Here is a 19,962-nt window from a genome sequence, read left to right on the forward strand (position 1 = left end):
GCGCACGCCGGACCCGCCGTGCTGCTGCGCACAAGTGCGCTCGCCGGCTCCGGCGGACGCGGCGAATGCCAGGTACGGCTTCGCAACCCTTGCTATGATCGCGGGATGCGTGACTACGCAAACGCGCACGCAAATGCACTTGCAAATGCGCACGCAGGTGCGTGGCATGGGCGAACACACAGGGCCGCTCGGCCCCGAACAGGACGGCAACGACAATGGCAGCAGACATGGACGTCAAGCAGCGCTTTTTTCCGCATACCCAGGATGAACTGAAGGAAATCGCCTCGGACATCCTTCGTCACGCGAAGTCGCTCGGCGGCACCGACGCGGCGACCGAGATCTCCGAAGGCGACGGCCTGTCCGTCTCCGTGCGGCGCGGCGAAGTCGAGACGATCGAACACAACCGCGACAAGATGGTCGGCGTGACGGTGTTCATCGGCAACAAGCGCGGCAACGCGAGCACCTCGGATTTTTCGTCGCAAGCCTTGAAGGACACGGTCGCGGCGGCGTACAACATCGCCCGCTTCACCGCGGAAGACGACTGCGCGGGTCTCGCCGAGGCAGACCTGCTCGAAACCGCGCCGCGCGATCTCGATCTGTATCACCCGTGGAATCTGACGGCCGACGAAGCGGTGGAAATCGCCCGTCGCTCGGAAGACGCCGCGTTCGCCACCGATCCGCAGATCAAGAACTCGGAAGGCGCGAGCGTCTCGGCGCAGCACTCGCAGTTCGTGCTGGCCACCTCGCGCGGTTTCCTCGCGGGCTATCCGTACTCGCGCCACTACATCGCCTGTGCGCCGATTGCCGGCAGCGCGCGCAACATGCAGCGCGACGACTGGTACACGTCGACCCGCAGCGCGGCCGACCTCGCCGATCCGGAAGCGGTGGGCCGCTACGCCGCGCAACGGGCGCTGTCGCGCATCGGCGCGCGCGGGCTCGACACCCGCAAGGTGCCGGTGCTGTTCGAAGCGCCGCTCGCCGCCGGCATTCTCGGCGCGTTCGTCCAGGCCACCAGCGGCGGCGCGCTGTACCGCAAGACCTCGTTCCTCGTCGATAGCCTCGGCAAGCCGGTGTTCGCGCCGCACGTCCAGGTGGTCGAAGATCCGCACGTCGCGCGTGCAATGGGTAGCGCGCCGTTCGACGAAGAAGGGGTTCGCACGAAACAACGTTCGGTGGTGAAGGACGGTGTAGTGGAAGGCTATTTCCTGTCCACTTACTCGGCGCGCAAGCTCGGCATGCAGACAACCGGTAACGCCGGCGGCTCGCACAATCTGTCGCTGCGCAGCTCGAAGACGCGCCCGGGAGACGACTTCGAAGAAATGCTGAAGAAGCTCGGCACGGGCCTGTTGCTGACCGAACTGATGGGGCAGGGCGTGAACTACGTGACGGGCGACTATTCGCGCGGCGCGTCGGGCTTCTGGGTCGAGAACGGCAAGATCCAGTATCCGGTCGAGGAAATCACGGTGGCGAGCACCTTGCAGGAGATGTTCCGCCATATCGTCGCGATCGGCGCGGATACGATCACGCGCGGCACCAAGGAAACGGGCTCGGTGCTGATCGAACGGATGACGATCGCCGGGCAGTAAGCGCTTCGATCAAGCGCCGGCCGGTGGCACAGGGCTGCACAACGGCGCTGCAAACAGAAACGCCACGCAAGCAAAGCGTGGCGTTTTTTTATGCGTGCACGATGGGTAGCGGCGAAAGACGAATGGCGAATGCGCGAAGCGAAGCACAGACCGTCAGTCAGCCGCGGTACAACACCCTCAAGTGCCCTTGCGCTTATACGTCACGAACGCGTAATCGAAGTCATTCGGCGCGTCGGCGCGATGCGTTTCATGCGCGACTTCTTCCCACTCGCTTTCGTCGAGTTCGGGGAAGGTGGCGTCGCCTTCGAAGTCGGCGGAGATCTCGGTGATGATCAGCTTGTCCGCCTGACGCAAACCTTCCGCATACAATTGTGCGCCGCCGATCAGAAACGCTTCCGGGGCCTGATCCTGGGCGGCCAGCTTCAGCGCGTCTTCGAGCGTGGTGGCCGCGTCGCAACCCTGAAAGCGCCGTGCGGCATCCCGTGTCACGACAATGTTGCGGCGTCCCGGCAACGGCCGGCCGATCGATTCATGCGTCTTGCGGCCCATGATGATGGGCGCGCCCATCGTGGTGCGCTTGAAGAACGCGAGGTCTTCGGGAAGTCGCCAGGGCAACTGGTTGTCGCGGCCGATCACGCCGTTATTGGCGCGAGCGACGATCAAGGTGAGCGTCGTCATCGAATGGAAAGGGGAACGTAACCAGGATGATTCTACCTGAGGTGCAACGCCGTGCCGCCATGCAAGTCGGCGGAGCACCGGCCGGGCAGCCGGTACCCCGCCAGGCGCCGCATCATTCGTGAGCAGCCTCGTCGGCGACGCTCGGTTCAAACGACGCTTTGTCATCAACGGCGACCAATTCCCGCAGTCCATGGTGACCCATCAGCCGGTACAGCGTGACGCGCGAAATATTCAGATCGATCGCCGCCTCGTTCAAGCGATGACGATGCCGCAGCAGCGCAGCTTCGATCGCGCGTTTCTCGGCGGCTTCGCGCGCCTGCGAGAGACTCATGGTCTCCTGCTCGGTGAACTGCGCAAGGTCGAGGTCTTCGGCGGAAATCAGCTTGTTTTCCGCCATCACGATCGCGCGGCGCACCCGGTTGATCAGTTCGCGCACATTGCCGGGCCAGCCGTAGTTGTACATTGCCTCGATCGCCGATGGCGTAAAGCCGCGGATCTTGCGCGCGCTGTCGGTCTTAAACTTGTGCATGATGTGATGCGCAAGAATCTCGATGTCCTTGCCGCGGGCGCGCAGCGGCGGCTCGTCGACACGCAGCACGCACAGGCGGTGGAACAGGTCGGCGCGGAACCGGCCGTCGCGCATCGCGATCTCGAGATCCACGTGGGTAGCGGAGATGATTCGCACGTCCACGGGAATCGATTCGCGGCCGCCGAGCCGGTCGATCTTGCCTTCCTGCAAAAAGCGCAGCAGGCTCGCCTGGCTTTCCATCGGCAGGTCTCCGATTTCGTCGAGCAGCAGGGTGCCGCCGTCCGCGGCCTCGACCCGGCCGATCTTGCGCTGGTTCGCGCCGGTGAACGCGCCGCGTTCGTAGCCGAATAGTTCGGATTGCAGCAGATGGTGCGGAATCGCGCCGCAGTTGATAGCGATGAACGGCGCCTTGCGACGCGGCGAGCGTTCGTGGATCGCCAGCGCCGTGAGTTCCTTGCCGGTGCCGGACTCACCTGAGATGAACACGCTGGCGTCGGTGTTGGCGACTTTGCGAATCGTGCGGAAGAGTTGCTGCATCGCTTCGCAGGTGCCGACCATTTCATCTTCGTCGTCGGCAGCGGGCGCGGCAGGCGGAATCTCATCGGCATCGCACAGCGTCACCATGCCGAATGCGTGACTGGCGAGGTAGTCGATCGTGGCGTTGGCCACCGGTGTCTTGACGTAGTCGAAGCAGTAGTGGCGGATCAGGCGCCGCACGTTGGCGTCGGCGAGGCGTTCCGAAGTGGCGAGCGCAATCCAGCCGATCTGCTGTTGACGCAGGCTCGCTTCGAGCCCGCCAAGATCGCGCGGCGCAAAGCTGGCCAGGTCGACGATGCCGGCGCATATCACGTCGGGCTTGAGCAGGCGCGAGACCTCATGCGCTGAGCGGGCCACCATCACATGCCAGCCGCGGCTCTTCAGATGGGCGGCGAGCGCTTCGTCCGGCGTGCGCGCGACGTACAGCAGCGACCGATCGGTCCGCGCATGCAGCAGACCGCTCCCATTCGCGGCGGGGGACGCCTCGTGCAAGCGTCCCACAGCGGCCTCCTGAGGTCGCGCCAAAGAGACTTCCGACGGCCGCCCCACGAGGACTTCCGCTGCCCGTGTCACAGAAACATCCGACGCTCGGGCAATCGACAGATGAGTGCCGGAGGGCGGTGTAACGCTGCTCAAATGGGGTGATTCGCGCACGATCAACCTCGTATCGTTGACACGTCAAAAAGTGTAGGGAAAACGCACACCGATCACGAAGTTCGGCGTGTCGGGCGTGAGGCCGACCGATACCGAACCGTTGATCGTCAAGTGCTTGTTCACTACGTGATTCAAGCCGAAGGTCAGTGCGGCCGCGGTGGTCTCGCTGCCCGGCACCTTCGAATAGGTTCCGCCTGGCGACTTGGTCTGCGACTCGGGTTCCAGCGCCATGGTGTACGAAATGCTGGCGGAATCCTTGTCTGAGAACGCGAGCGCCACGCCGCCGCCGAATTGCACGACGTCGCCGATCTTGACCGTCGCCGGTTCGGTCTGACCGATGACCGACGAGATGTCCTGGAACGAGCGGGCAATGTTGTAGGTGTACGAAACGCTGCCGAACAGCACGACCGGATCGTAGGTCTTCAACAACGACAGGCCCGCCGTGATGTTCCAGAAGCCGGTGCCGGTGGGCAGCTTGGTGGGGGCGACGAGGTTGGTGTTGTTGGCATCGACCTGCGCCAGCTTGATGCCGAACGGCGACGTACCGGTCGGCGCCTTGATGCGCAGGCTGCCGACCACATCCGGCAGATTGTTGGTTTCCTTCAGGAACTGGTAGTAGATCCCGAAATTGACGTCGCCAATATTGCTCGAATTTGCCGAGGCATCCGAGACCGTATTCGCCGCTCCGCCGGCTCCGCCGACGATGAAATTGCTGTGCCGGTAGACATAGGGCACGTCGACGTCGACGCTGATGCGGTCGGTCAGACCGTAGCGCGTGTCGAGGTCGGCCATCACCTGGTGCGACTTGGTCTCGCCGAGGTTGATGTTGCCGAGGAAAATCGCGTCGAGCGCGAGGAAGCCGGACAGTTGCAACTGGCGGCGATCGTAGTAGGTATCGTTGATACCCCAGTCGAGGGTCAGCTTGTGCTCGAACAGCGGCGTGTGCTGCTGGCTTTGCACCACTGCGTCTTCCGATTGGGTGCGCACCGGTTGCGCGGCCTTCTGCGTCTGGCCGATCGCGCCGCTGCCGTCGGTCGCGGCCGGCAGGCCACCACCGCCACCGCTGCCTTCCGGCACGGGCGGCGTGACCGGCACACCTGTCGCGGTACCCGTGGCGCCCCCCGGCGCGGGAGTACCCGGGTTCACCTGGGCAAGCGGTGGCAACGGCACAGGCAGGCCGTCTGCGCCAGGCTGCTCGGCGACCGCCGCGCTGCCGGCCTGCTCACCGTAACCCGGTGCGCCGCGGCCGCGCTGCGACATTTCGAGGTTCGTGACCTGCCGTTCGAGTGAGATGATCTGCTTTTGCTGCTCGCTGACAACACGCATGAGCGTGTTCAGCCGTTCTTCAACCGATTGATCGGCGAGCGCTTGCGCGCTGGCCCCCTGCGATAGCGCAAACAGCATGACGGCGGCTGGAATAGCCGCTAACGCCATGCGCGGCGCCCCGTTCTTTGAGAATCTGATCATTTTTGTTCCCCCGGTATTCTGACTGCGCGTCGCATGTCTCCTTGTGCATCACGCGGTCGTTTGGTACTTCGGTCTCCTTCCTGGTCGGGTGGCGGCCCGTGTTATCTCCTTACCGTGTTTTGCAGGGCTTGTAGGACGCCAATCTGGCGCAGCATCGAGGCCGACATCGGCTGCGTCTGCAAATGCAGTTGCAACTGGTTGGCGACTTGCTGGTTATTGCCTGCGATCTGCAAGAGTTGGGCAATCTTGCCGGCCTGCAGCACACTGGACGGCGCGATGGTTTGGGTCGCGATACCGCTGGGCGTCTGCAACGAAATCGAAATGCCGCCGTTGGCGAGACTGACGGAGGCTTTCACCGAGCCGTTCGAATTGCTTGCGGCGGCCGACGTTGCGTTGTTATAGGACCCGCCCGCCAGGCTGCCAGGCGAGGCGTCGAAATCGATCAGCGCCTGGTTCGTCCCGAGGTTGCCGTTGCCGGCCACCTGGGTAATCTGCGAGACGCCGTTGACGCTGACGTTCTGCCCGCCGGTTGCGCTGGCGTTGCGGTTGGCGCCGCTGCCGCCGCCCATGTTCGGACCGGTCACGGAGGCCGTTGAATTGAACTGGACGTTCGGCTGGTTGGGCGTGTTTGTACCGATGGCGAGCGAGCCCGAGGCGACAGCGGTGGCGCCGTTCGGCAACTGCCATTGCGACAGCAGGGTGATAACGACACCCGAAATGATGTCCCCAACGATGCCTTTGCCGGTCTGGTTGGCGAGGATGGCGTCGTCGACAGGTTGGAGCTTGAGCGCGCCGACGTCTTCAAACACCGTAGATGTCTGCTCGGCAGCGTGTGCGACTGATGCGAGGCCGCACGTTGTGAAACACAACGCACAGCCAATGGTGAGTAAGTTTCGGTCCATGATGAGTCAGAACAACTCTGCCTTGATCAAACCGTATTCAACAAAGGGAGTCGCAGCCGTGCCGTTTTCCAGTGCACGTTCACGCAGCTTGAGCGCGAGCGACTCGTTGCCTTGCAAGAGCGGAGAATCCTCCATAAATGGCTTGCCGACGACCGCGAATACGAGGCCGTTCCATTTCTTGACGAAGTCGTCTTCCATGACGATGCGGTTGCCGAGCGCTGGGTCGGCAATGAAGACGCGGCTGTCTTCCGCGTGCTTGACGATCACGAAGTGCTCGTAGCCGTCGCTGTTCATCAGCACGAGCACAGGAATCTGCAGGTGATAGAGCGCTTCAGGCGTCACGCGGAAACCCCGGCCACGCAGGCCGATCGTTTCGACGAACTTCTTCATGTCAAGCATCGAGAAACCGTTCTTGACCACCACCTCTGGTGTCGAAAACACCATCATGCGTTGGATCATTTCGGGTTCGGGAATGTCGATGCCGTAGCCGTACTTCAGCAACGTGGCCAGAGCGGCCGAGCCGCAGCTGTAGTCGTAACGCTGCGAAACGATGTGGTTGTAGCGGATCTCGCGGATCGAACGCACGTTCACGTCGAACGGCACGCCCGCTGCTGCGTTCATGGAAAGGGCACTCTGCGCGTGACCCGTCTGCGAAAGCACGAGTCCAGCGAAGAGTGTCAGGAAAAAGCCGTGCGTTACCCTGCTCACCCCGAACATGGTATGTCCCCCCCTGCGGAGACAGCCGGCCAGCACGAGGCTGACCGGTGTCTTCCTGCGATACTGCTTTAGTTACTGATGCGACACGCTGGCGACTGCAAGGCCGTTGTGTTGCAGGTTGCCTACACCCGACGCGATATTCACCCCAATGTTGCCGCTTGCATTGGACAGAGCGCCCGCACCGAGCATCGACGAACCGGTGAAGTTGCCGCTGACGCTTGCTCCTGCGGTCTGGCAGTTCTGGTCGGATGCGATGACTTCGCCGCCGTCCTTGCCGCCCTTATGACCCCAGCCCATGCCGCTGCTGCTGCTATCCGTGGTGGCCGAGGCGGCGAGGCTGTTGTTTTGCACGTTGCCGACACCCGACGCCACGTTCACCCCGATGTTGCCGGTCGCGCCCTTCAGCACGTCGGCTCCGACGCTGGCGGTGAAGTTGAAGTCACCAATCCGCGCCTTGCCGTCCGACGATTGCGTCGAGTAGATCTGCGCAGTGCCGAACACGGGGCCGACGTCCATGTTGGACAGGGCGGCATCATTGGATTGCGCGTTGTCGACACCGGTGGCCATGTTGACGCCGATATTGCCGTTCGCGGTTTGCAATGCGCCGTCGCCGATCGCAGCAGACATCACCGTCGGTTTTTCGGTGTTGATGTGCTCGGTGATGCTGCCGTAGACATTCACTGTGCCTGCGCTGATGCTGTCATGCGCGCTCCAGCCCCATGCGTTGGCGCTCGCGGAGACATGGCTGGCCTTGTAGTAGCCCGAGGCGCTTTGTTCCGCAGCCTGCGCGAAGTAGCCGGACGAATGTTCCTGTCCCCATGCGGCCTGGTGTCCCGAGGACTGCTCGGCGAAGTAGCCGCCGAAGTTATCCGAGGAGTGCGTGTTCAGTGCGGCGGCGAAGCCTGCCGCTACCCCGCCGAAGATCACGCCATTGCCGCCGCCGAGACCAGCGATGAAGCCGGCTGCCAGATAGCCGTTCGCGCTGTTGTGGGTGTTGACGTGGCTGCCGCCGGCAACCGATGCTTGGTAGCCTTGCGAGAAGCCGCTGCTTTCGCCGAAGCTGTGGCCTTGTGCGTAAGCTGCAGCCGATTGTTCTTGCGAGCCTTCGGCAAACGAGCCAGCGCTGTACGACGAGTGAACCGCGTAGTTCGAGCCACCGCCGCTGCCATTGAACCAGGATTTGGTCGAATCGATCGTCGTGGTTACGTGGCCGCTGGTGTAGGTCTGCGGAGGCGTCTTCATGTTGACGCCACCGATGTCTACATTCTGGGTGTTGTTGACCGTGGCGCCGGAGCTGCTCGACACATTGACGTGGCCGCGCAAGGTAATGAAACCGAATTCGCCAATGTCGGTGTAGATGTTGGTTGCCGTAAAGAGCTCAGCCGGGTCGCAGCCGGCCGTGCATTCGGCGTAAGCCGAGCTTGCTGCCAACGTCGACAGGACGGCCGCTGCAATGAGAGTGCGCTTCATGATGACGCTCCGATAAAGAGTGTGGCTCGTTAGAAAAAGGTGCCCGCCGGGGGACGGAGCACAAAACTGTTTGAACTGACGTTACCTGAGCCGGCTGTCTGGTTGATCTGAACGATCCCACTGACGTTTTTGAGCGCATCCGTACCGATGGATACCTCGCGTACGTCGTGGTTTTCGCCAGACCTTCCCAGACCGCCGCCCTTGGCGGTCGTAGCGGATAGCACCCCATCCGCTACGATCTCCGCTCCAATCGGTCCAGAACCAACTACGGCGCTGTTCCGCTGAAGATTCCCTACACCCGCCGACTGATTCACTTCGATAAGGCCAGAGGTGTTTGAAAATGCGTTACTGCTGATCGTGCTTTTCGCAGCCGCCGTCTTGGCGTTGGTGGCCGCGCCCTGCAAGCTGCCGATCAGGTTGAGAGGCGTGGCTCCGTTGGTGAACACGCCTTGATTCGCTTGTGCGTTATCGAGTCCGGAGGTCTCGTTGATGGCGATGACCCCGAGGCTGCCGCTGACCGCGCCTTTGCCGATAACCGACTCCGCGTCGATCTGGGCCGGCAGCGATTGGGCATGGGCCGCGAAGCTCGCCCAGCCAAGCACTGCCCAGGCAAGCAGGGGCCAGCGCGACTGTTTGCGTGACGGAAGGCGCTTGGCCGGTGCGCGTGACGTTGTCATTTCATGGCTCCTAGAGCTGCGCCCAAGGGGGCGAGTGCACTGCTGACCGACTGGGCAATCGAGCTGCCGATCCCACCTGCGCCGCCGAAGCTGGCGCCCGCGCCGACCGGAACGTTGTTGCCGGCGCCCGCCAGCATGTGTGTGATGCCGTTGGCGCCGACCAGTGCAGGCATATAGCCGTTGCCGGCGATGCCGGCCGTGCCGTGCGCGCCGTTCAGGTCGAGATCGCTCGCCATCGTGCCGATCGCGCCATCGAAGGTCGCTCTCGGGAACGTCTGGACCTGGACCGCGATCGGGTCCTGGCTCTTCGGCACCGGCACGAACGCATCGCGTGGCGTGATGTCGCGCTCGATAATGAGGTTGCCCGGCTGCGTCAACTGCTGCGCGGCGGCACTCGTTACGGCGCCGGCAGCGAGCACGCCGAGCAGCGCGCACAGCACGGCTGCCGAGGGGCGGCTGCTGTTCGGCTTCTGGGTTGAGGCGTTCATGTCAGTTCCTTGCGGGCGGACGATCGGTCGGTGCGGTCTTGGGCAGCGAGCGGCGCGTCGTGCTAATTTCTCTGGTAGCTCGTGACGTTGCCTTGAGCGGAGCGGGCGACGTCGACGGGAACTGGCAACTGCGACGGCGGGGCAATTTCGTCCCACAGCGTTACGCCGTTGCCACTGTTGTTAAAGCCGCGCATCAGTTGCGGCGTTGCTGAAACCATCAACATGCCGCCGAAGCCGCCGCGTTGGTGGGACAGCGCCTGATCGTCCAGCACGAGATCGGTCATAGACGCGGCGTCGGCGGAAATGCTCAGCGCGTTGCCGGCCAGATCGCTGCGGGGCGCGGCGCTGTCGTTCGTGGCGGCCACGGTGTTGTCCACCGCGGCGGCGCTTGTCGTATGCGTGACATCCGCAACCGTCGTGGTCGGCGAGGCCACCGCTGCGAGCGTCGTGCTCGCGAGGGTGGCGGAACCGGCATCGGCGGTTTCGGCCATCGTGGCGGATTGAGGCAGCGCGAATTCCTGTGCATTGACGCCAGCGGACAGCACGGTCAAGGTCACCGCGGCGGCGCATAGTGCGGCGCAAGGTGCAATGCTGCTCAGGTCGATGCGGAAAGCGAGTCGCATGATGTGTCTCCTTGGTGCACAGCATTTAGCGAAACGTGTGCCATGAGTCGCAATCCATTGGTGCGTCTGGATGTGACCCGCATACCGCGGAGTAACAGGTAAGAAATCGGACAAAAACGTTTCAGCGCTGAAACGGCAGGCAGAAAATACCTGTAATTCGTTAAATCCGACGGTATGAAGTACCTTCGGGTCTACGCTAGGAAAAGCGCTTCCACAATGCTTTTATTCATAAGCTGAATAACTATTTATTGGCCGCTTGGCCTTGCTGGGCAAGGGGTCCCCGATTAAATTCGCATAATTGTTTTCCAAGCGGCGCGTGTATAGTAAGCTCTCGAAAACAGCTTCAGATTTAAAAAAGCCCGCTAACGGGCCGTCTCAAACACACACGCCGCTTTCTTGGGGATCAGCTGTCCGCACGGAATGGAATGGCCGTTCGGTTTTTGCTATATCGCGAATCCCGAACGAGTCAGCGTGTCTGAACTGAAGTTCAGGTGCGTGCGTCATCCTTAACGTTCGTTGACGAGAGGATCTGAATAATGGAACCCGCAACGCGGCAACTGATTTACGTTTCACGCGATCCGAGCGCGGAACTGAATACTCGCTTCCATCAGCGCGGCTGGCATGTCGAAGTCGTGGGGTCGGCGCGCGATGTGCGCCGTGCTGTTCGCGCCGGAATGGCGGCGGGCGGCTTGCTCGATCTGTCTAGTGATTTTCAGCCACACGAAATCGCCGCCTTCGAGTCCTGTCTGACCATGCCGAACGTCGGCTGGGTTGCGGCAACCACGCCTGGACAATTGCAGGACGCGGCCTTGCGCCGGCTCGTGCGGGACTATTGTTTCGACTATGTAACGGTGCCGTACTCGGGCGACAGGATCGTGGATTCGGTCGGTCATGCATACGGCATGATTTCGCTCGGCGAGCCGGCATCGAACGACGCTTCGCAAGGCGCCGAAGGTGAAATGGTCGGTTCGTGCGACGCGATGCTGGCGCTGTTCCGCTCGATCCGCAAAGTGGCCATGACCGACGCGCCGGTATTTATCTCAGGCGAGTCGGGCACCGGCAAGGAGCTGACCGCGGTCGCGATCCACGAACGCTCGGCGCGCCGTAATGCACCTTTTGTGCCGATCAACTGCGGCGCGATTCCCCCACATCTGTTGCAATCCGAACTATTTGGCTATGAGCGCGGCGCGTTCACCGGCGCCAACCAGCGCAAGATCGGCCGCGTGGAAGCGGCCAACGGCGGCACGCTGTTTCTCGACGAAATCGGCGATCTGCCGCTCGAAAGCCAGGCGAGCCTGCTGCGCTTCCTGCAGGAACGCAAGGTGGAGCGGCTCGGCGGGCACGGTTCAATCGACGTCGACGTGCGCATCATTTCGGCAACGCACGTAGATATGACGGCCGCGATGATCGAAGGGCGGTTCCGCTCCGATCTGTATCACCGTCTGTGCGTGCTGCAAATCGACGAACCGCCGTTGCGTGCACGTGGTAAGGATATCGAACTGCTTGCGCGGCACATGCTGGAACGTTTCAAGAAAGATGCAAGCCGCCGTCTGCGCGGTTTCGCGCCCGACGCCATCGCGGCGCTGCATAACTACGGCTGGCCGGGCAACGTGCGCGAGTTGATCAATCGCGTGCGGCGCGCCATCGTGATGTCGGAAGGGCGCGCGATCACGGCACGTGATCTCGAGTTGGCCGAGTATGTGGAGATTGTGCCCGTTTCGCTTGCGCAGGCGCGCGAAGCGGCCGAACGTCAGGCCATCGAACTCGCGCTGCTGCGCCATCGCGGCCGTCTCGGCGACGCCGCGCAGGAACTCGGCATTTCACGCGTGACGCTGTATCGCCTGCTGTGCTCGCACGGCATGCGCCATATGGAAGGCGAACCGCTGGTCACGCCGCACGGCGAATTGCCGGCCTCGGTGCCGCATCTCTGACGGGCGTAGTTGTCCACTTAGCGCCCGCTCAGCGGCCCACTTAGTGGCCCCTTAGCCACCGATATTTTCTCCGCGGCGCGCCTCGACCGGGCGCCGTCCGGCTGCGCTTGTTAAAATCGGGTTTTCCGCTCAATCTCCGTGGCGTGTGTGCCTGACCAGGCGCGCGCTTCGTCGAAGGAACCCGCATGAAACAATACCTCGACCTCGTCCGCACGATTCTCGACACCGGCACGTGGCAGGAGAACCGCACCGGCATCCGCACCATCAGCATGCCAGGCGCCATGTTGCGCTTCGACCTCCAGCAGGGCTTTCCCGCCGTCACCACGAAAAAACTGGCGTTCAAGTCGGCAGTGGGCGAGCTGGTCGGCTTTCTGCGCGCCTCGCGCAGCGCCGCGGATTTCCGCGATCTCGGCTGCAAGGTCTGGGACGCGAACGCCAACCAGAATCCGCAATGGCTCGCCAATCCGTATCGCCAGGGCCCGGACGATCTCGGCGACGTGTATGGCGTGCAGTGGCGCCAGTGGCCGGCCTACAAGGTGCTGGACGCAGGCGCCGCCGCGCAGCTGGCCGATGCCACGGCGCGTGGCTTCCAGGTCGTGACGGAATTCGAGGAAGACGGCAGCCCCAAGGTGCTGCTGTACAAGGCGATCGACCAGTTGCGGCAATGCCTCGACACGATCATGCAGAACCCGGCCGACCGGCGAATTTTGTTTCATGCCTGGAACCCCGCGGTGCTGGACCAGATCGCGCTGCCGGCTTGCCACCTGCTTTATCAGTTCCTGCCGAATGTTGCGCGGCGAGAAATTTCGCTGTGTCTGTACATCCGCAGCAACGACGTTGGCCTCGGCACGCCGTTCAATCTGACCGAAGGCGCGGCGTTGCTGCATCTGGTGGGCCGGCTGACGGGTTATACGCCGCGCTGGTTTACCTACTTCATCGGCGACGCGCACATCTACGAGAACCAGCTCGACATGCTGAAGCAACAGCTCACGCGCGAGCCGTATGAAAGCCCGGCCTTCGCGATCTCGGACCGTGTGCCGGACTATGCGAAAACCGGCGTGTATGAGCCGGAATGGCTGGAGAAGATCGAGCCGTCGGACTTCTCGCTGGTCGGCTACCGGCATCACGAGCCGCTCACGGCGCCGATGGCGGTCTGAACGCGCGCTGAGCATCTGCTCGCAGGCTGCTCAAAGAAAAAACCCCCGCGATGCGAATCGCGGGGGTTTTTTCTTGCCGCTTTCCGGCTATCGGGTTGTCAGCGCATCTAGCTGCGCGCGTAACCTTTAGCCTTTGTGATGCTCGTCACGATTGCCGCCGCTCGAATGCTGGTCGGCGTGCTGCGGTTGCGGCTGGGGGCGCGGCTGCTGCGCCTGCTGCGGACGCGGTTCAGGGCGCGGCTGCTGCACCTGTTGCGGTTGCGGGCGCGGCTCAGGGCGCGGCTGCTGCACCTGTTGCGGTTGCGGTTGAGGGCGCGGCTGCTGCACCTGCTGTGGTTGCGGGCGCGGCTCAGGGCGCGGCTGCTGTACCTGCTGCGGTTGCGGGCGCGGCTCCGGACGTGGCTGCTGCACTTGCTGCGGTTGCGGTTCAGGACGCGGCTGCTGTACCTGTTGCGGCTGCGGACGATATTCCTGACGCGGTTGCTGCTGCGCCTGCTGCATCTGTTGCGGCTGGGGCGCCTGCGGCTGGGCGTGCACTTCAGGTGCGCGCGGCGGCTGCGCTTCTGGCTGGCGCTGAACCTGTTGCTGCGGCCCAGGACGTGCCTCCGGCTGGCGAGCCTGTTCCTGCGGGGCACCGTGCTGCTGCGCCTGCTGGGCCATCGGCGTATGCGGCTGCGTCCATGCAGGCTCGTGCCTTCCTTCTGCGCCCGGTTGCTGACCTGCTTGCATCGGCGCGCCGTGCTGCTGCGCGAAAGCGTTCGGGTTCGCGCCGTTCGCTTGCGGCGGACGGGGCACACCATTGGACGGATGAGCAGCCTCGGTGGGTTGCTGATGCACGTTGGCCATTTGCGGCGGCATGCCTGGCCGCGCCTGTGGTTCGCCGCCGCGTTGCGGTTGACCGTTGACCGGCGCTTCGCCCGGCCGCTGACCAGCCTGCTGCATGCCATTAGGCGCACCCGGCGCACCGGGTGCACCCGGCGCTGCACCCGGTGTCCGTCCTGCTATATGCGACTGCACGACCCGCACGTTCTGCACCGGCATGGCCCCAGGACCGCCCGCCATGTGAGCCGGCACCGAGGTTCGCACGATCGGCGCGCCCGCGCCTGGCACTCGTCCGCCGCTCTGCGCAAAACGTTGCGCAAGGCTGTCGTGGTACGCCGCCGGCACGGCCGGACTGCGGGTAGCCACGACCGGGCGCGCCATCGCGCCGGCCGGCGGACGGTAATTCGCGTTACGCAGGCCCGGTCCGAAGCTTTCCTTCACCGGCGCGATCCCCGGACCACCCGGATTGATCCGCGCGTTGCGCCACTGCTGCGGGTCAACCTTCTGCGCGAAGCGGCCCACCGATTGACCATGCACGAAGGCCGTCGCCGGCACCGCGGTCACGCCGCCCGGCGCGCGATAGTTGATGTACGTGTTGTGAATGTTGGTCACATTCACGTTCGTCACGTTGCGGTTGTAGTTGTTGACGACCGTCGTGTTGTTGACGCGGTTGTAGTAACCCGGGCTCCAATGATCGTGATCGCCCCAGTGCGGGTGCCACGGTTCGCCCGGGCCCAGCGGGAACCACGCGACGCCGGCCGCGACCGCACCGCCAATCGCCAGGCTCACGCCCCAGTCGACTCCGCCGCCACCGCCGCCCACGAAGGCAACCAGTGCGGGTGCGTAGACAGGCGGTTCGCTGACCACGACTGGTCCCGGCACCCACGCCCAAGAGTCGTCGACGTAGGCCCAGCGGCCGTAGTGGTAGGGCGCGAAGCCCCACGGCGCGTCGTCGACCCAGGTCCAGCCCCACGGCGCTTGCCATACCCAATGGCCGTCGTGATAAGGCGCCCACCCTGCGGGTGTCGCACGCGGCACCCACACTTCACCGTACTGCGGGCTGCTGCGCCACGTACCGTTGGCGTCGAGGTCCTGATAGCCGGGGATGTCGCGCGACACATAGCGCGCCGACACCGAGCGGTCTTCCGCTGCGTCGCGGCTCGCTGCCCATTGATCGAAGCCGTCGAGACCAGGCGCGCCGTTGTCGGCGACCTGTTGCAGGTTGGTGCCGGCAAAGCGGATCTGCTGGCCGGCCGCGACCGGCACCTGGCCGCTGTCGCCGTACACGGTCGCGCTGCCGCTGCGCACGGTGACGGTGGTGCTGCTGCCGTCCGGCGCAACGTCGACACGATAGTCGCCGGGGCCGTTCAGGCCGAGCGCCACATTCGGCGTGTCGATTTCATAGGTGGAGCCCGGCGCCAGTTCGCGCAAGCGTGCCGACAACGTGCCCTGCGCGACCTTCAGCTGCGCGCTGTTGTCGTCGAGATTGAGGATGTCGAGGCTGGTGGACTGGCCGAGGCGCACGGCCGTCGAACCGATGTGCAGTTCGGAGCGTGCGTTCTGATCGTTCCACAACTGATCGCCGGAGGTGAGCGGGCGATTGATCTGTGCGTATGACCAGTCGGTTGCGCCGGCCGGTTCGGTGGTCACGGCGCCGGCCGTGTAGTTCAGACGTGCAACACGCCCAGGCGGATCGGTGTTCTGTTGTGAAGCAGCCTCTGGCGGCGCCTGTTCGGCTTCCTGCGCGAGGGTGGCTTGCGCCGCGAACAGGAACGCCGCGGCGGCGATCAGTGTGTAGCCGGTGATCCGACGTTTCGATTGTTGGGGTGTGGTTACTGTTCTCATGATTTGGCTCCGACGGACGCGCATTGTGCGACATCCGTGAGAGTCACTCTACCCTTGCGGTTTGTTTCAAGGCCCCCACTTTTGTAAGGCTTCCCCACGAGCGTGTAACAAAAGGTCTCGATAAGGCGTTTCGTAAGCTGAATGCGCAAATTCTGTAATCGCGTCAATCAGTTAAGCGTGTTTCAAGCGGCCAGGAACGCGTCGAAATGGCGGTGGCCTGCCGGGGTGATGCGCAAGATCCGCGGCCGCTCAGTGCGTTCGACCCAGCCATGCGCCGACCACGAATCGAGCAGCGCGGCGCCGAGCGCGCCGCCCAGGTGCGGACGCCGTTCGCTCCAGTCGGGACAGGTGCAGGCGAAGCGGCGCCGGCGGCTCTTCTGGGTGGACATATCGATGCCCCATTCGGCGAAGCGGGCGGCGCCGTCGGTCGTGGCTTCGAGCGAGGAGCCGTGCAGCGTCAGCAGACCGCGTTCGACCAGCCGCTCGAACACCCGTACCGACAATTCTCCCGCCATATGGTCGTAGCAGGTGCGGGCGTAGCGCATGTCGACCGGCACGGTGCGCACTGGACGCGGCACGGCCCGTTGCGGCGCGCTGACCTGCGCGACGTTGGCGAGCGCTTCGATGGAGGCGGCGATATCCGGCGAGGCGATCCGGAAATAGCGATGCCGGCCGCGCACTTCGAGCGCGAGCAGGCCGCCGTCGGTCAGACGCGCCAGATGAGCGCTGGCTGCCGACGGCGAGAGCCCGGCGATCATCGTCAGTTCACCGGCCGGGCGGGCGCTGCCGTCCATCAGCGACCACAGCATCGCGGCGCGGCCGGGATCGGCGAGCAGCGCACCGATGCGGCTCAAGCCGGGGAAGTGATTCTGTTCGTCTGTGAGAGTGATGGGCATCAGGCGTCTCCGGTTGGCGGCGCGGGCAGGGCGCCATGCAGTCCACTGTATCCGGCTGCTGTATTCGATGTTTCAGCTTAGCGTGAATCGTCGAATGCAGTGGCTACGAAAATCCGGCGGGAAGGGCCGGCTGATACGTGCTTCGATGAGGCGCTGTTTCTGCGTTTCGGTGTGGCGATGCCGCTTTGGCGTCGCCTTGACCCGCCAGGCTAGAATCGAACTCTGTCTTCGCCCGGAACACGCTGTCATGAAATTTCTTCTTGCCGCCGCGGCCGCGGTTCTGTTGTTCAGCGCGTGCGCGCAGGGCGGTTCCGGCTCGAGCTCGGGTGCAGGCACGGGCAGCATCACGATGTACGGCACGATCGACGAAGGTATTACGGTTCGCAAGTAAGCGCGAGGCGCGCGGCCACATTTTCAGGTGGCCGAGTGCGGCGACTGGCTGGAATTGATGCATCATTGTCATTCCTGCCACCTCCGGCCATGTGACGATCCAGGCATCGCCACTTTCGCCGTCCGAGGCCTACCGATGCCGCCACCCGCTGCTCCCTCTGCCGCTTCGTCCTTTGCCGGCACGCAAACCGACTCCGGCCACTCCGATCCTCATAGCCGGCGCGCCGCGCGCGTGCTGGCGGTCTGCCAGGCGCTCTACACCTCATCGGTCTCGATCGATCTGACCTTGACCGGTCTGGTCGGCTACACGCTTGCCGATGACAAGGCGCTCGCGACGCTGCCGTTTTCACTGATTACCGTCGCCGCCGCACTGACCACCATCTTCGCGTCGTTCCTGATGGCGCGCATCGGACGGCGCGCGGGCTTCATGCTCGGCGCCGGTGTCGGCGCGCTGGGCGGGGCCGTCTCCGTGTGGGCGATCTTTCATCACAGCTTCTGGGCGTTCTGCGCCGGTACGGCGACCGTCGGCATGTTCCAGGCGTTCGCGCAGTACTACCGGCTGGCGGCTGCGGATGCGGTGGGAATCGAAGGCAAAAGCCGCGCGATTTCGACGGTGCTCACCGGCGGCGTGGTGGCCGCCGTCTGCGGACCACTGCTCGCTGCATGGAGCAAGGACTGGCTCGCGCCGGTGGCCTTCGCCGGCTCCTATGCGCTCGTCACCGGCTTCGGGCTCGTATCGATTGCCATGCTCGCGCTGCTGTATCGCGACGCCGCACCGTCCGCGAGTGCGGCCGTGACGCACGAACCGGCGCGGCCACTCGGCGAAATCGTGCGACAGCCGATCTTTGCAGCGGCGCTCGCCAATAACGCGCTCGGCTACGCCGTGATGATGTTCGTGATGACCGCGACGCCGATTGCGGCAGTGGCGTGCGGCCACACGATCGGCGACGGCGCGGCGATCATCCAATGGCACCTCGTCGGCATGTTCGCGCCGTCGCTGTTTTCCGCGCGGCTGATCCGGCGCTTTGGCGTGCTGCCGGTGATCGGTGCGGGGATCGTGCTGTCGGCGCTGTGCGGTGTGTTGGCGCTGCGCTCGACCGATCTGCCGCACTTCTACGCGGCGCTCGCCTGTCTCGGCGTGGGGTGGAATTTCATGTTCGTCGGCGGCTCGACGCTGCTCGCACAATCGTACCGGCCGTCCGAGCGGGCCAAGACGCAGGCGACCAGCGAATTCACGACGTTTGCGTTTTCCGCGCTGGGCTCGCTGTTTGCCGGGCAATTGCTGGCGCGCTTCGGCTGGGCGACGATCAATGCCGCGATCTTTCCGCTGCTGGGGATGGCGGCGTTGGCTACGCTGGCGTATGCGTGGTCGCGGAAGCGGCAACTTGCGGCGGGGGTGTCCTGATGACGGTACGTCATATCGTTTTCGCGGTCGCTCCTGATCTCGTGCTGCTCGATGCATGCGGGCCGCTCGAGGCGTTCTGGCGAGCGGAGTTGACCATGGCGGCTGCGGCGGGCAAGTCCGGCAACGCTGCCGAGCCGGTCGCCTATCGCACGACCGTCGCGTCGATCGACGGCGGCGTGCTGCAAACCTTTCCTGGCCTGCCGGTCGTGACGCAACGGCTCGATTCACTCGACGACCAGCCGATCGACACGCTGATCGTCCCCGGCGTCCCAATCGACGAACACTGCACGTTGCAGCCGGAACTCGTCTCGTGGATCAGGCGGCGTGCGCCGGAGGCGCGGCGCGTGTGTTCAGTCTGCACGGGCGCCTTCTATCTCGCCGCGGCGGGCCTGCTCGACGGCCGCCGGGCGACCACCCATTGGCGGGAAGCGCCGCATCTCGCGCAGCGCTTTCCCAACGTACAGGTCGACGCGGATCCGATCTTTATCCGCGACGTGGGCCATGGCGAGGGAAAGCGCGTCGTCTGGACATCGGCGGGCGTGACGGCGGGCATCGATCTGGCGCTCGCGCTGATCGAAGAAGATGTCGGCCACGCGGTTGCGATGCAGGCGGCGCGGCGGCTGGTGGTGTTCATGAAACGGCCCGGCGGCCAGTCGCAATTCAGCGCGGCGCTTGCTGCACAGGCGTCGGCGGGCGGGCCGTTCGAGGCGTTGCATAGCTGGATGGCGGGCCATTTGCGCGACGACCTATCGGTCGAGCGGCTGGCCGAGCGTGCGCAAATGAGTCCACGGACTTTCGCGCGGCGCTACGTCGACGAGGTGGGCCGCACGCCGGCCAAAACGGTGTCGGCATTGCGGCTGGAGGCGGCCGCGCGGGCGCTGGCGGAGTCGCGCCGGCCGCTGAAGCGGATTGCGCTCGATTGTGGCTTCGGCAGCGAGCAGAATTTGAGGCGAGCCTTCGTGCGGCGCTTCGGCGTGTTGCCGCTCGAGTATCGGGAGCGGTTCGAGTCGGCGGTCGTGCCGCAGCGCGCGGCGGTTTCTGCGCTTGTGGCGGCGAGTTAAACGGGCCTCGAACCGAAAGCCCGACGAAAGCATTGCGCTCGTCCAGGTCGAAATTCGGCTACTTAGCCCCATCCGACCCGCGACGGAGTCAATATTGCGCTCGTATAATCGCCTCCTTTAAATGCGT

General features: G+C 64.2%; 17 protein-coding genes. 6 read left to right on the forward strand and 11 right to left on the reverse strand.

Translation table 11 applies throughout. From position 1 onward, the window contains the following. The first annotated feature begins 215 nt into the window (after positions 1 to 215). Entirely contained in the window at positions 216 to 1,586 is a 1,371-nt protein-coding gene (pmbA, locus tag KHO30_RS21370; protein WP_054036131.1) for a metalloprotease PmbA, read from the forward strand. A 177-nt stretch (positions 1,587 to 1,763) separates the two neighbouring features. Here the strand turns inward: pmbA and KHO30_RS21375 are convergent, their stop codons facing one another. The 9 genes from KHO30_RS21375 to KHO30_RS21415 all read right to left on the reverse strand — a co-directional run bounded on the left by KHO30_RS21375 (position 1,764) and on the right by KHO30_RS21415 (position 10,328). Next, positions 1,764 to 2,264 carry a dihydrofolate reductase gene (locus KHO30_RS21375; RefSeq protein WP_054036133.1) on the reverse strand — a complete coding sequence of 167 codons (501 nt, stop codon included), beginning with the start codon at positions 2,262 to 2,264 and terminating at the stop codon, positions 1,764 to 1,766. Positions 2,265 to 2,376: 112 nt separating this feature from the next. Further along, positions 2,377 to 3,822, reverse strand: a complete 1,446-nt coding sequence (locus KHO30_RS21380; protein ID WP_372341968.1) for a sigma-54 dependent transcriptional regulator — start codon at positions 3,820 to 3,822, stop codon at positions 2,377 to 2,379. Positions 3,823 to 4,008: 186 nt separating this feature from the next. Beyond that, positions 4,009 to 5,451, reverse strand: coding sequence for a hypothetical protein (locus KHO30_RS21385; RefSeq protein ID WP_234487017.1), 1,443 nt, complete (start codon positions 5,449 to 5,451; stop codon positions 4,009 to 4,011). 101 nt (positions 5,452 to 5,552) lie between these two features. Further along, the gene (locus KHO30_RS21390) at positions 5,553 to 6,353 is read right to left on the reverse strand and encodes a peptidase C39 (protein ID WP_211702205.1); all 801 of its coding nucleotides are present in this window, start codon (positions 6,351 to 6,353) and stop codon (positions 5,553 to 5,555) included. Between the two features lie 6 nt (positions 6,354 to 6,359). Beyond that, entirely contained in the window at positions 6,360 to 6,974 is a 615-nt protein-coding gene (locus tag KHO30_RS21395) for a C39 family peptidase (protein WP_234487016.1), read from the reverse strand. A gap of 168 nt (positions 6,975 to 7,142) precedes the next feature. Then, the gene (locus KHO30_RS21400) at positions 7,143 to 8,540 is read right to left on the reverse strand and encodes a serine-rich family protein (protein ID WP_211702208.1); all 1,398 of its coding nucleotides are present in this window, start codon (positions 8,538 to 8,540) and stop codon (positions 7,143 to 7,145) included. Positions 8,541 to 8,569: 29 nt separating this feature from the next. Next, positions 8,570 to 9,217 (reverse strand): hypothetical protein, encoded by a 648-nt coding sequence (locus tag KHO30_RS21405; RefSeq protein ID WP_211702211.1) that lies wholly within the window; start codon positions 9,215 to 9,217, stop codon positions 8,570 to 8,572. Further along, complete coding sequence (locus KHO30_RS21410; RefSeq protein WP_234487939.1) at positions 9,214 to 9,705, reverse strand: hypothetical protein; 492 nt, start codon at positions 9,703 to 9,705, stop codon at positions 9,214 to 9,216. The genes KHO30_RS21405 and KHO30_RS21410 overlap by 4 nt, the downstream gene beginning before the upstream one ends. 62 nt (positions 9,706 to 9,767) lie before the next feature. Beyond that, positions 9,768 to 10,328 (reverse strand): hypothetical protein, encoded by a 561-nt coding sequence (locus KHO30_RS21415; protein WP_093640583.1) that lies wholly within the window; start codon positions 10,326 to 10,328, stop codon positions 9,768 to 9,770. A 536-nt stretch (positions 10,329 to 10,864) separates the two neighbouring features. Between KHO30_RS21415 and KHO30_RS21420 the strand changes: the two genes are divergently transcribed. Both KHO30_RS21420 and KHO30_RS21425 read left to right on the forward strand, forming a co-directional pair. Then, positions 10,865 to 12,259 carry a sigma-54 dependent transcriptional regulator gene (locus KHO30_RS21420; RefSeq protein ID WP_093640579.1) on the forward strand — a complete coding sequence of 465 codons (1,395 nt, stop codon included), beginning with the start codon at positions 10,865 to 10,867 and terminating at the stop codon, positions 12,257 to 12,259. Between the two features lie 185 nt (positions 12,260 to 12,444). Continuing rightward, complete coding sequence (locus KHO30_RS21425; RefSeq protein ID WP_200621402.1) at positions 12,445 to 13,416, forward strand: thymidylate synthase; 972 nt, start codon at positions 12,445 to 12,447, stop codon at positions 13,414 to 13,416. Between the two features lie 126 nt (positions 13,417 to 13,542). Here KHO30_RS21425 and KHO30_RS21430 read toward each other — a convergent pair whose 3' ends face one another. Both KHO30_RS21430 and KHO30_RS21435 read right to left on the reverse strand, forming a co-directional pair. Next, the gene (locus tag KHO30_RS21430; RefSeq protein ID WP_211702214.1) at positions 13,543 to 16,083 is read right to left on the reverse strand and encodes a DUF6600 domain-containing protein; all 2,541 of its coding nucleotides are present in this window, start codon (positions 16,081 to 16,083) and stop codon (positions 13,543 to 13,545) included. Positions 16,084 to 16,265: 182 nt separating this feature from the next. Next, positions 16,266 to 16,979, reverse strand: a complete 714-nt coding sequence (locus KHO30_RS21435) for an ArsR/SmtB family transcription factor (protein WP_093640570.1) — start codon at positions 16,977 to 16,979, stop codon at positions 16,266 to 16,268. A gap of 247 nt (positions 16,980 to 17,226) precedes the next feature. Here KHO30_RS21435 and KHO30_RS21440 point away from each other — a divergent pair, with 247 nt between their 5' ends. From KHO30_RS21440 to KHO30_RS21450, 3 genes are all read left to right on the forward strand, one after another. Continuing rightward, positions 17,227 to 17,370, forward strand: coding sequence for a hypothetical protein (locus KHO30_RS21440; RefSeq protein WP_167378466.1), 144 nt, complete (start codon positions 17,227 to 17,229; stop codon positions 17,368 to 17,370). Positions 17,371 to 17,505: 135 nt separating this feature from the next. Beyond that, positions 17,506 to 18,774 carry an MFS transporter gene (locus KHO30_RS21445; protein ID WP_211702217.1) on the forward strand — a complete coding sequence of 423 codons (1,269 nt, stop codon included), beginning with the start codon at positions 17,506 to 17,508 and terminating at the stop codon, positions 18,772 to 18,774. Further along, positions 18,774 to 19,835: a GlxA family transcriptional regulator gene (locus KHO30_RS21450; RefSeq protein ID WP_211702220.1), complete on the forward strand. Its 1,062-nt coding sequence runs from the start codon at positions 18,774 to 18,776 to the stop codon at positions 19,833 to 19,835. The genes KHO30_RS21445 and KHO30_RS21450 overlap by 1 nt, the downstream gene beginning before the upstream one ends. The last annotated feature ends 127 nt before the right edge of the window (positions 19,836 to 19,962 follow it).

The sequence above is a fragment of the Paraburkholderia aspalathi genome, from assembly GCF_905220735.1.
Taxonomy (GTDB): Bacteria; Pseudomonadota; Gammaproteobacteria; order Burkholderiales; family Burkholderiaceae; genus Paraburkholderia; species Paraburkholderia aspalathi.

Excerpts from the sequence above, each read along its gene's own strand:
- KHO30_RS21440 (WP_167378466.1), top strand. The coding sequence starts at position 17,227 with ATGAAATTTCTTCTTGCCGCCGCGGCCGCGGTTCTGTTGTTCAGCGCG.
- KHO30_RS21375 (WP_054036133.1), bottom strand. The coding sequence starts at position 2,264 with ATGACGACGCTCACCTTGATCGTCGCTCGCGCCAATAACGGCGTGATC.
- KHO30_RS21410 (WP_234487939.1), bottom strand. The coding sequence starts at position 9,705 with ATGAACGCCTCAACCCAGAAGCCGAACAGCAGCCGCCCCTCGGCAGCC.
- KHO30_RS21415 (WP_093640583.1), bottom strand. The coding sequence starts at position 10,328 with ATGCGACTCGCTTTCCGCATCGACCTGAGCAGCATTGCACCTTGCGCC.
- KHO30_RS21395 (WP_234487016.1), bottom strand. The coding sequence starts at position 6,974 with ATGAACGCAGCAGCGGGCGTGCCGTTCGACGTGAACGTGCGTTCGATC.
- KHO30_RS21430 (WP_211702214.1), bottom strand. The coding sequence starts at position 16,083 with ATGAGAACAGTAACCACACCCCAACAATCGAAACGTCGGATCACCGGC.
- KHO30_RS21405 (WP_211702211.1), bottom strand. The coding sequence starts at position 9,217 with ATGACAACGTCACGCGCACCGGCCAAGCGCCTTCCGTCACGCAAACAG.
- KHO30_RS21450 (WP_211702220.1), top strand. The coding sequence starts at position 18,774 with ATGACGGTACGTCATATCGTTTTCGCGGTCGCTCCTGATCTCGTGCTG.
- KHO30_RS21435 (WP_093640570.1), bottom strand. The coding sequence starts at position 16,979 with ATGCCCATCACTCTCACAGACGAACAGAATCACTTCCCCGGCTTGAGC.
- KHO30_RS21425 (WP_200621402.1), top strand. The coding sequence starts at position 12,445 with ATGAAACAATACCTCGACCTCGTCCGCACGATTCTCGACACCGGCACG.
- KHO30_RS21400 (WP_211702208.1), bottom strand. The coding sequence starts at position 8,540 with ATGAAGCGCACTCTCATTGCAGCGGCCGTCCTGTCGACGTTGGCAGCA.
- KHO30_RS21420 (WP_093640579.1), top strand. The coding sequence starts at position 10,865 with ATGGAACCCGCAACGCGGCAACTGATTTACGTTTCACGCGATCCGAGC.
- KHO30_RS21445 (WP_211702217.1), top strand. The coding sequence starts at position 17,506 with ATGCCGCCACCCGCTGCTCCCTCTGCCGCTTCGTCCTTTGCCGGCACG.
- pmbA (WP_054036131.1), top strand. The coding sequence starts at position 216 with ATGGCAGCAGACATGGACGTCAAGCAGCGCTTTTTTCCGCATACCCAG.
- KHO30_RS21390 (WP_211702205.1), bottom strand. The coding sequence starts at position 6,353 with ATGGACCGAAACTTACTCACCATTGGCTGTGCGTTGTGTTTCACAACG.
- KHO30_RS21385 (WP_234487017.1), bottom strand. The coding sequence starts at position 5,451 with ATGATCAGATTCTCAAAGAACGGGGCGCCGCGCATGGCGTTAGCGGCT.